This window comes from Endozoicomonas sp. ALC020, assembly GCF_049275935.1.
GTDB lineage: Bacteria > Pseudomonadota > Gammaproteobacteria > Pseudomonadales > Endozoicomonadaceae > Endozoicomonas_A.
The window spans coordinates 849,846-863,730 of sequence record NZ_CP184830.1 but is presented as its reverse complement, the minus strand read 5'-3'; the positions used below and the strand labels follow the sequence as shown (position 1 = coordinate 863,730).

The window sequence follows — 13,885 nt, the reverse complement described above, 5'->3', positions numbered from 1 at the left end:
TATTTTTTCGAAAGCTGTGGCCAGTCAGCCGCTTTTCCTTGCCCAGAATAAAGTCCCCGAAGGTTTTGAGACGCTCAGCGAGCCCCAGCAGTCGCTGATGGATATCTATTATGGCAACCGCTATCTAACTTCCCAGCTGGCCACCTTTCAACCCGGTAAAATTACCCTTTCCAATGTTAATGAAGTGGTTCGCCTGATTGGTTCGGTGAATGATCCTGCTTTTTTGACGACAGCTTTATCGGGCGAGTTGAATACCCATGCCGAGGCGATCTGTCCGCCCAATGTCACGAAGGATTGTGGTGTTCTTAATCCTCCCATTGCCGGTGTGATTTTTGATGAGTCCCGCTTCCGGGTCGATGTGTTTGTTAATCCCCGCTTTCTGTTAACCCGGGCTGCAGATGTCAGAAAATATTTGCCGCCATCCGATGCAGGCTTTGCCATGATGCAGAACTTTTCGGCAGCGGCCACGGGTAACACTGAAGACGCTAATGGCAATGACTACACTCTGAATGGTCTGACACTGTTGTCTTATTATGAAAACAGTGTGCTGTGGAGCTGGGACTATTCAAAGTCACAGCAGTTCTCGGTCAATCAGCTATATGGTCAGAGGGAGTATGAAGGTTTTGAATACAATCTTGGCTTGCTCTCAAGTCAGGGGTTTGGCCTGAATTTCACGTCCGACCAGCCTCTTGTGGGAGCCCGCTTTCAGAGTTCTGATAATACCCGGAACGACACCGATTTCAGCGGTGGTATGCCGGTTGAAATCTTTATGCCCCTCAGAGGCAGGGTTGAAATCAGAAAAGATGGACGACTGATTGCCTCTTATTTCCACGAAGCGGGTCTACAGGCTCTGGATACCACTAATTTTCCCAGTGGTGCCTACGATATAGAAATCAGTATTCTGGATGAACAGGGTAACTTACAGTCTCAGGAAACCCGTTTCTTTTCAAAGCAGTACCAAATACCCCCTGAAGGTGAATGGCAGCTCTTTGCCGAAACAGGGCGTGTGATGACATCGGTTTTCGATGGTGCCCTGCCTCAAAGTACCGAGCAGTGGCTGACCCGGGCCGGTGTGAGTCGGAGAATTTTTGATACTATGGCAGGTACTCTCTCTGCTGCCGCTACTCTGGACACTGCATTGCTTGAGCTGGGTCTGTTTAATCTCGGGTATCGTTATGAGTTATCACCGTCGGTGATGGTAGCAGCAGATAACGGCAGCTATGGTATGACCCTGACTGGCAGAACCTGGTTGGGCGACGTCTCTCTCAACGGCAGTTATCGCCGACTCTGGAGAGATGACAGTGAAGAGGAAAACACAGATCGCCCGGCACTGATCGGTGATGCTTTTGAGCAAAGCAGTTTTTCTGTTTCTGCACCCCTCTGGAGAGGTAACGCCAATTACCGATTCAGCAGCAACAGAAATAATAGCGACGGTAGAACAGAAACCCACGGAGTGAGTTACACCGCTAACGTTTTCAGAACACTGGATTACGACACCAGTGCGACCTTCAGTTTGAGTGAATCAGAAGGTAACACGGTAGCGCTGTTCAGTTTTGAGTGGCGATTCCGTCAGGACCGTTGGAATTTCCGGGTTAACCCCCGGGCTGAGGTTCAAGACAATAACGGTGTTAGAGACAGAACAGAAAAAATGAGGCTGTCAGCCTCCTGGGACGACGGTGATCTTTTTGATGGCCAGTTGACTTCCAGTGTCTCCGCAGAAGCGGGCAGCGGCGAACGCAGACTCGATGGTACTTTGCAGTATGGTAACCGGTTTGGCAGAGCGGCATTGTCGGTAAACCACAGTTCAACAGAAGCTAACCGGATTACTAACTATAACGGCAGTTTCAGTACCAGCTTCCTGACCGATGGCAATGTTGTTGCCATGGGGGGAGAGCAAAGAGCTGAAAGTGCTCTGGTGGTCAATCTGGAAGGTCGTGAAGGCGACGTTTTTGATGTGAGAATTGATGGCCAGAGAAGAGGTTATGCCGTGGCGGGCAGACCGTCGGTGATCACACTGTCGCCTTTTGAACAATATACCGTTACCCTGTCGCCTTCAGGAGATACCCTTTACAGTTTTGATGAGCGGGAGCGCCGTTTTACCCTGTATCCCGGAAACGTGGTGACACTGGACTATGAAGCTATCCCCCTGCAACTGCTCTTTGGCCGTCTGTTAATGAATGGTGAACCTCTGGACAGAGCCCGGATAACCGGAGGGCTTTATCCTTCCAGCTCAGACGACATTGGCATGTTCCAGATAGAAGCTCGCTCAGATATTAACGAATTGAGGATTGAGCTGGAGAATGGTTGGCAATGTTCCGTACCTGTTGAACCTGATGATGAACAATACATATTGAGAATGGGAACTCTGGATCTTTCCGAGTCTGATTGTGTTCCCGAGCTGGAAGGTCAGCTGGCCATCGGTAAACGCGATGATTCCTGAGCGGGATTTTCAGAAAAAAATAGATAACAGGATAATGGGATCCTGCAGTGTTCAGCTGCATTGATTACAAGAAGGTCTGTCGTATAAAGGCCCGGGATTGAAGACATTGAAGTATTTTATCAAGGTGTTTTTTGCAGTACTGATATTCTTTTCGTCAGGGTCACAGGCGTTCTTTGATTTCTCAGGTTTTGTCGCTGACCCGCTCAACGTGTCCTCGGGCAGTGCAAACCCCACCTATAACTTCACGGTTTCCTTCAGTGCATTTTGTAATTCGGGCTGTGTAGGTCAGGATTATCGGTTGGCTCTCTCTGATTCTGATCCCGGCAGCCAGAGCCCTTCGAGTAATGTTCCTGATAGTTATCAGGCGGATGAGTTGTCAGAGTTTTTGATCAGTGCTCAATATAGTCAGCTGGAAAATCAGGGGAGTTTAGTACCCGGTCAGTGGACACATTCCGATAGCTCATCCTCATTTTTTCAGACTACTACCAATGGCACAGTGATGGGTTCGTTTACTTTTACATTCAACCAGAATCGGCTGCAACAACTTGAAGCTGGCACATACAACTTCCGTTTTTATATTGCTGGCGAAGACATGTTCGATACACGCCATCTGGACAGTATTCTGGTAACTATTCCGATCGTTGTACCTGAGTTCGTGCAAATATCAGGTCTGGAAGATGTTGCCCTGGATGTTAATGATCTTTCTGGTAATAACCTGACAGCTCAATTTGGTGTCTGCGTATTCAGTAACACAGGTGGCGTTTCTGTAGACTTCGATAGCAGCAGTAATCCGGGCGGTAACTTTATGCTGAGTAAACAGGGACAATGTGTGAACCCTTCGGATTGTGTTGATTATCGTATCAGGGTCCGGACGCCCGGCCAGTTTCGGCGGACTTATAGCCGTCAGGGGCAAAGACCTAACAGGATCTGGAATGCCAGTAATCAGCAGGATTGCGGTGGTCAGGATAACATGACGTTGCAGGTCAGGATCATGCAGAGTGCTCTTAATAATATCGATTCTGGTGTATACAGCGATACCATGACGGTTACAGTAAGGGCACGATAAAAATAACTATGGATGTTGTTTTCTTATGATATATGTCAGATGGATACTTTCGCTAATTACACTGACATTGGCTAATACGGCTGCAGGCTTTTTCGTTTTTGGTCAGCAGCAATATACTGCGACACCTGTTATTTGGACCGGTGGCGATGTTGATATCGATCTGCCTATTCAGTTGCGGTCGTGCAATGGTATCGGTACTGGATCAAACTTTCTCCGCTGTGGCTGGTTTCGACAAGCTGAAGATTACACTATTGAAGCGACTGATTTTGATTTCATTGCTTCAGGGAGTGTCCCTTCTATAGAAATGTCCCGGGTGATCTTTGAGCAGGGGAGCAATTCATTGTTGCTAAAAGATGGCAGCAATGTTCCCGATACGGGTTCGACATTTTTAGATCCGGGGACTTGGAGGCAGGTAGATGGGAACGTATCGGTTACGGTGAATGCTATCGAGTTACAGGGTCGTCAACCCGGAAATTATCAGGCTGTAATAAAGCTCACAGGCATGGAGAACGGTGGTTTTATACCTTATACCGATAACAGCGATCTCATCTTTGATCTGAACATTCCTGACCGCATCCAGATCAGCGGCCTGAGCGACCTGGCGCTCACTGATCAGAATCTTCAGGGTGATATGGATTTTTGTGTTTACACTCAAAGCGGATCTGATTTTACTGTCAGAGCAACCGGGCTGAATAATGATTTTCTTTTATCCGGTCTGGTAGGTTATCAGTTAAGAGTAGGGCAAGGTGGCTCTATGGAAACTCTGGTGCCGGGAGTGGATGGGCAGCCGTGGAACGGTTCTACTCAGCAGTATTGTGGTGGCGGCTCTAATATGGATCTTGAAGTTACAGTACCTTCATCGGAAATATCCGGACTTCAGCCCGGCGTCTATAAAGATACGGTAACGGTGACTGTATCGGTTCTATAAGTTATAACTTCTCTCTTACGAGCCGCGTTTGAACAAGTTGTATTCGACTTCGGTTTTGCTGCTGGCGATGTTCAATGCCTGACTCTACCCAGCATAGAGTCGTTTAATCTCATCAATTATAATGACAATGACTTTTTTCATTCTGTCCCGTGCAGAATTGTCCATTCCGTAATAACTTATTTTTCAATAATTGAGGTAAACGACAAAGTTTAATTCATGAATTGAGCCTACGTCTTTCTGTTTATATGCCATACTGCTCTGAGTTGGACCTGTAAAGAGACTCAGAGATCAAAGTGTCCTGAAGAGCCTGATACTCTTAGGAGAAACAGGTTGCAAAGTGGTGCTATAGAGGAGTAAGTGATGGAGTTAAAGAAGTAGCTATAGGTGTTGCGCTATCCGCAGGACTGGCCTTTTTCGGGCTTCAGGCGGCTGAGAACCCACCAAGTCCCACTATAGACTCATCTACCGGTAAGTTTCAGGTCCTTTTTGTAAGGAACGTCTTAATACAGCTCTTTGCTCTGGAGGACATAACTTTCAACACCGCTGCAACGGGTGATCTCAAAGGTTCTACTCCTTCTTGTGTTGATTCAAATGTTGAACGGTATGAAGTCAGCCTGGACACCGCTAATGAGTTCAAATTGGCTGCAGGGTCAGCTCCAGCAGCAGATGGTATCCCTTACACTCTGACCTATTCTCAAAAAGGTGCAACAGATCAGGTTTGGGGGGCTTGGGGGACTGGCCATCTGGGGCCGGGTGTTGCAGCGGGTGATTTTGCAGTAGATGGCCCCATTGGCAGTAAGACTTGCAGTCCCGCTCTTGACTCTAAAATTACTGTAGATATTAAAGAAGCGGATTACACCGGTAAGGCCACGGGTTCGTACTCAGACACAGTAACAGTGGTGGTTTCACCTAAGTAAATTTTAACTATCTAATCTCAGATAACCAGCTAACTTGTCTCGAGCATACTCGCTGGCTTCCTGGAAAATACAAAAGTGGCTATGGTTAACAGTTCTGAGCCAATCTGCGCTACAAATTACCGCTGTCTTGTATCTAAGTATCAGAGCGGTAACAAAAAGGATTGTTCCGGGCCATGATAAGGTGGAAATGCATTGACATTTTATGTATTGCATTGCCCATGGTTTTTATCTGCTCGAAAGCTATGGCCAGTCAGACGTTTTTCCTTGCCCAGAATAAAGTACCTGCGGGTTTTGAGACGCTGAGTGAGCCACAGAGGTCAGTGGTGGATATTTATTATGGAAAGCGCTATTTAACTTCCCAGCTGGCCACCTTCCAACCCGGTAAAATTAGCCTTTCTAATGTTAATGATGTGGTCCGCCTGATCGGTTCGGTGAATGATCCTGCTTTTTTGGCTTCGGCTTTATCGGGCGAGCTCAATACCCATACTGAGGCAATCTGTCCGCCCAATGTCACCAGGGATTGTGGTGTTCTTAATCCTCCCGTTGCCGGTGTGATTTTTGATGAATCCCGCTTCCGGGTCGATGTTTTTGTGAATCCCCGCTTCCTGTTAACTCGAGGTGCGGATGTCAGAAAATACCTGCCGCCTTCCGACTCTGGTTTTGCCATGATGCAAAACTTTGCAGCAGTAGCCACCGGTACATCTGATGACGTTAATAGCAGTGACTACACTTTATATGGTCTGACGCTGTTGTCCTATTACGAAAACAATGTTCTGTGGAGTTGGGACTATTCAAAGTCTCAAGACTTCTCGGTCAATCAGCTTTACGGCCAGAGGGACTTTGAAGGCCTTGAATACGATTTTGGCTTGCTTTCGAGTCAGGGGTTTGGCTTAAATTTCACGTCCGATCAGCGCCTTGTCGGAGCTCGCTTTCAAAGTTCTGATAACACCAGAGACGATACCGATTTTAGTGGTGGCATGCCCGTTGAAATCTTTATGCCGACGAGGGGTAGGGTTGAAGTCAGAAAAGATGGACGACTGATTGCATCTTATTTCCTTGAAGCCGGTCTTCAAGCTCTTAATACTACCACTTTTCCGTCGGGTGCCTATGATATAGACATTCGGATTCTGGATGAGCAGGGCAACCTTGAGTCTCAGGAAACCCGTTTCTTTGCTAAGCAGTTTCAACTGCCCCCTGAAGGTGAATGGCTGCTTTTTGCTGAAACGGGACGTGTAATGACATCCGTTTTTGATGGGGTATTTCCTGATAGTACCCAGCAGTGGTTGACCCGGGCCGGTGTCAGTCGAAGAATTCTTGATACTGTGGCGGTTACTCTCTCTGGCGCTGCTACGTTAGACACTTCATTGCTTGAGCTGGGTCTGTTTCATCTGGGCTATCGTTATCAGTTATCACCTTCGGTGATGCTGGCGGATAACGGAAGCTATGGTATGACACTGATTGGACAGGCCTGGCTGGGCAACGTCTCCCTGTATGGCAACTATCGTCGACTCTGGAGAGATGATAATGAAGTGGACAATGCTGATCGCCCAGCACTGATTGGTGATGCTTTTGAGCAAAGCAGTTTTTCTGTTTCTGTACCCCTCTGGAGAGGTAGCGCCAATTATCGATTCAGCAGCAACAGAAATAATAACAGTGACAGAACGGAAACCCACGGAATAAGTTACACCGCCACTGTTTTCAGAACGCTGGATTGCGATACAAACGTTACTTTCAGTTTTAGTGAGTCGCAAGGCAACTCCGTAGCTCTGTTGAGTTTGGAGTGGCGATTGCGTCAGGATCGATGGACTTTCCGGGTTAACCCCCGGGCTGAAGTTCAAAACACTGACGGCACAGAAGACAGAACAGAAAAATTGAGGCTTTCAACAACCTGGGATGATGGTGATCTTTATGATGGTCAACTGATTTCCACTGTCACCGCAGAAGCCGACAGCGGTGAACGCAGACTCGATGGTGTTTTGCAATACGGCAACCGGTTTGGCAAAGCCGCATTGACAGTTAACCATAGCTCAACAGAGGATAACCAGGTTACTAATTATAACGGCAGTTTCAGTACCAGCTTCCTGACCGATGGCAATGTTGTGGCTATGGGAGGAGAGCAGTTGGCAGAGAGTGCTCTGGTGGTCAATCTGGAAGGTCGTGAAGGCGACGTGTTTGATGTAACCATTGATGGTCATAAAAGGGGTTATGCCGTAGCGGACAGACCTTCGGTGATCCCGCTGGCGCCTTTTGAGCAATATACCGTTACCCTGTCGCCTTCAGGGGATACCCTTTACAGCTTTGATGAGCGTGAGCGCCGGGTCACCCTGTATCCCGGAAATGTCGTGACACTCGACTATAAGGCTATCCCCCTGAAACTGCTCTTTGGTCGCTTGTTAATGAAGGGTGAGCCTCTGGACAGAGCCCGGATTATCGGAGGACTTTATCCCTCCAGCACTGACGATATTGGCATGTTCCAGATAGAAGCCCGTTCAGATATTCATGAGTTGAGGGTTGAACTGGAGAATGGTTTGCAATGCACAGTGCCCGTTGAAACGGATGATAAGCAATACATACTAAGAATGGGAACCGTGGATCTTTCCGAGTATGACTGCGTTCCCAAGCTGTCAGGCAGTTGACCAATGGCGAACAGGACAGCGGCTGAGCATCAGTAATACTCGGTCATACGGAGATATTATGATGGTTAGAGTTAAGGTCCAGTCAAGATAAGAACAGATGTTGTTTTCTTATGATATGTCTCAGAGGAATACTTGTGCTAATTGCACTGACATTAGCTAACACAGCTTCAGGTTTTTTCGTTTTTGGTCAGCCGCAATATGTTGCGCTGCCTGTTACCTGGACCGGTGGAGATGTTGATATCGACCTGCCTTTGCAGCTGCAGTCGTGCAATGGCACCGGTCTTGGGCCACGCTTTCCTCGTTGTGGCTGGTATCGGCGAGCTGAAGATTACACCATTGAAGCTACCGATTTTGATTTCGTCTCTTCAGGGAGCGCTCCTTCTATAGAAATGTCTCGTGTGGTCTTTGAGCAGGGGATAAATTCATTGTTGCTAAAAGATGGCAGTAATATTCCGGATACGAGTTCGACATTCCTGACTCCAAGGACTTGGAGACAGGTAGGAGGGAAAGTATCGGTTAAGGTGAATGCGATTGATTTAGAAGGGCGTCAACCCGGAAGTTATAAGGCGACATTAAAGCTCAAAGGTATGGAAAGTGGTGGTTTAATCCCTTACACAGATAATAGTGACCTTGTCTTTGATGTGAAAATTCCTGATCGTATCCAGATCAGTGGCTTGAAAGACATGTCACTCAGTGACAAGAGTCTTAAGGGGGATATGGACTTTTGTGTTTACACTCAAAGTGGATCTGACTTCAAGGTCAGAGCGATGGGACTCAGTAGTACTTTTCTACTATCAGGTCGGGTGGGCTATCAGTTAAGAGTAGGGCAGGGGGGCTCTCTGGAAACCCTGACGCCGGGAGTGGATGGGCAGCCCTGGAAAGGTTCTACTCAGCAGTATTGTGGCGGTGGCTCCAATATGAATCTTGAGGTTACCGTACCTCCATCAGAAGTATCAGGACTTGAGCCCGGCATCTATAAAGATACGGTAACGGTAACAGTAACCGTTCTATAAGTTAGAACTTTTTCCTTTCCTCTGTGCTGCCATTGAACAAACCGTATTCCACTTGGGTTTTGCTGCTGGGAATTTTCAATGTCCAACTCTGACCAGCATACAGTCGTTTAATCTCATCAATATCAGAACACTGACGTTTGCCTTTCTGGTCTGAGCAAAATTGTCCATTGCGCAATACCACATTAACGTTGCCACTGTTGGTGAAAGTGATTGAGTCTTTCTCTCGTCTGGCTGTCACTTTGTATTCCGGATTTTCCGGGCGAACAAAGACCAGAGCCTGGTAGGCAATCAGCAGTTTAATGGCATTCTGGGTGGCTTCCAGATCACCGACGACGGGTTTGAAGGTTACTCTGTAGACTGACTCAATTGTTTTTGGTGTCTCAAGGCTGACCAGTCGAACGGTTTTTCGACTGTTGGGGGCGACAATGGTTTTCTGTGGCGTGCTGAGTAATTTCAGCTCGGAAGGGTCGGTAATACGAACCCTTTCTTCCTGTTTGGTGCCGGGATTAACGACTTTGTAGACCTCAGTCTGCAGATACAGGTTTTCCTTATCCGGATTGGTAACGACTATGTCCTGACGAGGGGATTTGTTCGGCTCGAAATAAACAATCATTTTATCCAGTGACATAGCGCCGAAAGCATTGAGGGTTATAGCCAGAGGTGCCAAAGCTAATAATATCGATAGACGACAAAGTTTAAGCCACGACCGCATCTGTTGGGCTCTTGTGTTTCTGTAATCTGATCCAGTCACTGAAGTGATCTCTTTTTCATCACGACTGGTTCCCGGTTTTGATCCAGTGGGTCTAAAAGCACGGGAACCAGAGTTTGAATATCAGGCAATAGTCTTCGGCCTTCATTCTACGGGTACTATCGCCTGTGGTAAACAGCCTTTGATAAAGCGTCTTATTCGGCATTGATGATCAAGTTTAGCTCACCTTCAAGAGGCTGCTGAGCCACGTCTTGAGGTAGTTTCACCATAAAACCCGTTTCACTGTTATTACAGTCTGAGCTGCGTGGCAGTGCATTGATCGGGTTACTGTTCTGTCCACTGTTAAGGGCCTGGGCTTCGCGATTAGAAGACCAGAGGTCGACTTCATAGTTATAGGAACTTTGATCATTTCTGAGCGCATAGGAGCCACCTGTTCCTGAACCTTCTGTGACAACAGAGTACTGATTAATTCCCGTACCCCTGATGCAAATAGGCTCCACCTCATTGAATTTAGCAACAGTTGATGTTGCGTCATTGAGGTTGGCAGCGTTTGAATTCGTGTCATCCGTTTGTGATGTGGAGGGAGTTGCTATGGAGGCTTGCAAGTTAGGCTTTATAACCAGGCGAATACCGAAAGAACCTGTGGATGTTTTTCCAATATTGCCCTGCTGCGCAGAATAACTCGAAGACGTGATGAGAATAACTAATGAGGCGACTAAGCCTCTGCAGACCATTGCTGAGAGTTTCATATTACACCTACTTCCTGTCTGGTGTTACCTAAGTGGAGTATAGAAATTCTCAGAGACTTGTTTGGCAGGACAGTTTATCGGGTAGTAGCGGAAGATATTCGGGCATGTTGATGTGTCCAATGGAGGGATACCGTCAGAGAAACGGCTCCCCCCGATTCCATAAGCGTTATTCTGTCAAAGCTTTGTCGGACATTTCCAGCTCTTTTATTTTACGGGTGAGAGTGTTTCTGCCCCAGCCTAGTAGCTCGGAAGCATCTCTTTTTCGACCTCCTGTGTGTTGCAGAGCTGATTCAATCATGATCTTTTCAAAAGCCGGGATAGCTTTGTCCAGAATGCCGCTGTGTCCTGCTGCAAGCTCTCTGTCTGCCCAGAGACGAAGCTGCTGCTCCCAGTTGCCTGACTGGGGAGTGACCGGGCCACTGTCGGGCTGGCTCAACAGTTCAGGTGGAAGGTCAGAGATCAGTACTTCCCGGCCTGAAGCCATCACCGTCAGCCAGCGACAAGTGTTCTCCAGCTGTCTGACATTACCGGGCCATTCCAGACTGGCAATAAATTTCGCTGTTTCCTGGGTGAGTACTTTGGGCTCAACGTTCAGTTCTTTGGCGGCCCTGTCCAGGAAATGTCTGGCCAGAACAGGGATATCTTCTGAGCGTTCTCTGAGTCTTGGCAGGTGAACACGAATCACATTGAGTCGATGGAATAAGTCTTCACGAAATGAGCCTTCCTCAACCAGTTTTTCGAGATTCTGGTGAGTGGCTGCAATAATGCGGACATCGACTTTTACCGGAGTATGACCACCCACCCGATAGAACTCACCGTCTGCAAGTACCCGAAGTAGACGGGTTTGTGTTTCTGCGGGCATATCTCCTATTTCGTCAAGAAACAGTGTGCCGTTCTGAGACTGTTCAAAGCGCCCCTTGCGCATGGCACCGGCACCGGTGAATGCCCCTTTTTCATGGCCAAAGAGTTCTGATTCAATCAGGTCCCTGGGTATGGCTGCCATATTCAGGGCAATAAAAGGATTATTGGCTCTGGGGCTGTGCTTGTGCAGTGCCTGGGCAACCAGTTCTTTACCTGTGCCAGATTCACCATTGATGAGTACAGTAATATTGGACTGCGATAGCCTGCCAATGGCACGGAAGACTTCCTGCATGGCAGGTGCCTCACCGATAATCTCTGTACCGTTATCAACCGCCTCAATCACCTGTTCTGTCTTTTTCTGGCAGCTGTGCTCAATGGCACGTTTGGCCAATGAAACGGCATCGTCTATATCAAAGGGTTTGGGAAGATATTCAAAAGCGCCACCCTGATAGGAGGAGACAGCGCTTTCAAGATCTGAGTGGGCGGTCATAATGATGACAGGCAGATCCGGGTAGGTTTCGTGAACTTCCTTGAGGAATTCCAGCCCATTGGTACCGGGCATTCTGACATCGCTGATTATGGCTTCAGGCTGAGAGTATTGCAGTTCCCGCAGAGCCTTGTCGGCAGAGTCAAACACATCGACTGCGATCTGCTCTCCGGCCAGTGCCTTTTCTAGCACCCAGCGGATAGAGCGATCATCATCAATAATCCAGACTTTAGAGTCCATACTCATTAATTACTCCTGTTGTTTATCCGCTGAAGACTGTCTGATGTAAGACGGTTGGGATGAAGGCTGATTAATCGTTAGCGGGAGATAGACGTGAAAGCATGTCTGCCCCGGTTTACTGTCACATTCAATTAACCCCTGATGCTGGCTGATAATGTACTGGGCCATGGGTAGCCCGAGGCCGGTTCCTTCTGCTCTGCCGCTAATCATGGGGTAAAAAATATTTTCCTTAAGGTGCTCAGGAATACCGGGACCATTGTCAATAATGGATAGACGACAAACGAGCTTCCGTCGTTGATTGCCAATCGTGAACTGTCTGGATATACGGCTTTGAATGGCTATTTGACCATCACTTAAAGGCATGTGCTGTTCTATGGCCTGCATGGCGTTACGCACCAGGTTGAGAATGGCTTGAATCAGCCGCTCCCTGTCAGCAGGAAGATCAGGAATACTGGGATCATAATCTTTCACAATAGACAGCTGACCACCGGTCTCTGCATGTATCAGCTGGATAACCCTTTCCAGCACCTCGTGAATATTCAGACTGTTCATGCTCGGGGGTTTGATGGGGCCGAGCATCTGGTCAACCAGGTCTCTGAGTCTATCCGCTTCCTCAATGATGATCTGTGTGAACTCACTGAGTTCTTTGTCATCCAGTTGTTTATCCAATAGTTGGGCTGCGCCTCTTATACCTCCCAGTGGATTCTTGATTTCATGAGCGAGTCCACGGGCGAGAATACGTGAGGTTTCCTGCTTGGCAATCAGAGATTCTTCACGAGTGATGCGTTGCAACCTGTCTCTTGGGTGAATCTCTACCAGCAGGCAGGCGTGCTGGTTTTCCACGGGAGTAATCGTGTAATCAACCAGTACTGGGGCCCCATGAATCACTATTTCTGACTCTCTGCGGGTAAATTGCTGGTTCTGCTCCAGGGCTCGCTGCAGGTCTTTCATCATGGAGCCATGGTCAAGCGACTGCGGCGGGGGCAATTGCAGACCGCTCTTTTCGCTGATATCCAGGAGTGCTTCAGCAGCATGGTTGATGAAGGAGACACGAAGCTCCTGATCCAGAGCAATAATGGCCGTGTTTAGATTTTCCAGTACAAATTCATTGATCACCGACTGACACCCGGATAAGTGGTGGTTGTTATTTCATGGTCTGGTAAAACATTACGCAAGAATTGAACCAACTGTTGCCAATCTCTTTCAGTGTGTGACCTTTTTGCATCAGGTCGCACTACTGAAAAGAGTCGAGAGGCTCCGAATTATAAGTCAGTTTATCAAAGCGCACTAACATAGTGCGATCAGTAGTTTCAGAGGGCTGGTGTTGGAACCGGTGTGGGAGGTCTGAAAACCGTTCTCTGCACATGCACAGTGCTTTTGGCGGTTTTTAAGGTTTTGCCTTTAGGGTCAAGAATGGTCACTGACAGCTGGTGAGTACCTCGATCGACATTTTTCAGCTTGAATTGAGGGTTTCTCTGGGGGGGGCCCTGCTGAACGCCATCAACTGACAAGGACAAAGTGTGACCTTTTACCAGTCTTGGTTTCAGGCTGACTTTAACGGTGAAGTTGCCATTATCTCTGACGGTTGAATCATTGGCAGGTTCGGTAATCGTGAAGACTGGATAAATGCCCTCTTTATGGTTATTCAACGGCTTGATGGACGAGCGACCTGTTGTCTGGGTAGAGGGTATGCTGGTAATGGGAGTGAGTTCTACCGGCTCAGCCTTTTCACGGGCGCCAGGGCTGTCAGTGAATGTGACATTGCCATTCTTGTCGACCGTTTTATAAATTTCAGAGGCTTGTTCAGGCAGGGGTAGGGCCAGTAATAACATAAATATT

Annotated in this window: 10 protein-coding genes; 5 read left to right on the top strand and 5 right to left on the bottom strand. The window is 47.8% G+C overall.

All coding sequences use genetic code 11. The features are described 5' to 3' along the window. Positions 1-97: 97 nt before the first annotated feature. The 5 genes from ACOJUO_RS03205 (at position 98) to ACOJUO_RS03185 (ending at position 9,000) form a co-directional block, all read left to right on the top strand. The gene (locus tag ACOJUO_RS03205; protein ID WP_422138881.1) at positions 98-2,440 is read left to right on the top strand and encodes a TcfC E-set like domain-containing protein; all 2,343 of its coding nucleotides are present in this window, start codon (positions 98-100) and stop codon (positions 2,438-2,440) included. Positions 2,441-2,546: 106 nt separating this feature from the next. Further along, positions 2,547-3,506 carry a hypothetical protein gene (locus ACOJUO_RS03200; RefSeq protein WP_422135308.1) on the top strand — a complete coding sequence of 320 codons (960 nt, stop codon included), beginning with the start codon at positions 2,547-2,549 and terminating at the stop codon, positions 3,504-3,506. Positions 3,507-3,531: 25 nt separating this feature from the next. Further along, entirely contained in the window at positions 3,532-4,434 is a 903-nt protein-coding gene (locus ACOJUO_RS03195; protein WP_422138880.1) for a hypothetical protein, read from the top strand. A gap of 1,135 nt (positions 4,435-5,569) precedes the next feature. Beyond that, positions 5,570-7,987: a TcfC E-set like domain-containing protein gene (locus ACOJUO_RS03190; RefSeq protein WP_422138879.1), complete on the top strand. Its 2,418-nt coding sequence runs from the start codon at positions 5,570-5,572 to the stop codon at positions 7,985-7,987. A 134-nt stretch (positions 7,988-8,121) separates the two neighbouring features. Further along, positions 8,122-9,000, top strand: a complete 879-nt coding sequence (locus tag ACOJUO_RS03185) for a hypothetical protein (RefSeq protein WP_422138878.1) — start codon at positions 8,122-8,124, stop codon at positions 8,998-9,000. A 1-nt stretch (position 9,001) separates the two neighbouring features. Here ACOJUO_RS03185 and ACOJUO_RS03180 read toward each other — a convergent pair whose 3' ends face one another. The 5 genes from ACOJUO_RS03180 to ACOJUO_RS03160 all read right to left on the bottom strand — a co-directional run bounded on the left by ACOJUO_RS03180 (position 9,002) and on the right by ACOJUO_RS03160 (position 13,878). Beyond that, on the bottom strand, positions 9,002-9,712 hold the full coding sequence (locus ACOJUO_RS03180) for a molecular chaperone (protein WP_422138877.1): 711 nt from the start codon (positions 9,710-9,712) through the stop codon (positions 9,002-9,004). A gap of 191 nt (positions 9,713-9,903) precedes the next feature. Further along, positions 9,904-10,458 carry a hypothetical protein gene (locus tag ACOJUO_RS03175; RefSeq protein WP_422135299.1) on the bottom strand — a complete coding sequence of 185 codons (555 nt, stop codon included), beginning with the start codon at positions 10,456-10,458 and terminating at the stop codon, positions 9,904-9,906. 166 nt (positions 10,459-10,624) lie between these two features. Further along, entirely contained in the window at positions 10,625-12,052 is a 1,428-nt protein-coding gene (ntrC, locus tag ACOJUO_RS03170) for a nitrogen regulation protein NR(I) (RefSeq protein ID WP_422138876.1), read from the bottom strand. A 3-nt stretch (positions 12,053-12,055) separates the two neighbouring features. Next, the gene (gene glnL / locus ACOJUO_RS03165; RefSeq protein ID WP_422135297.1) at positions 12,056-13,162 is read right to left on the bottom strand and encodes a nitrogen regulation protein NR(II); all 1,107 of its coding nucleotides are present in this window, start codon (positions 13,160-13,162) and stop codon (positions 12,056-12,058) included. A gap of 194 nt (positions 13,163-13,356) precedes the next feature. Continuing rightward, on the bottom strand, positions 13,357-13,878 hold the full coding sequence (locus ACOJUO_RS03160; protein WP_422138875.1) for a DUF4124 domain-containing protein: 522 nt from the start codon (positions 13,876-13,878) through the stop codon (positions 13,357-13,359). Positions 13,879-13,885 lie beyond the last annotated feature (7 nt).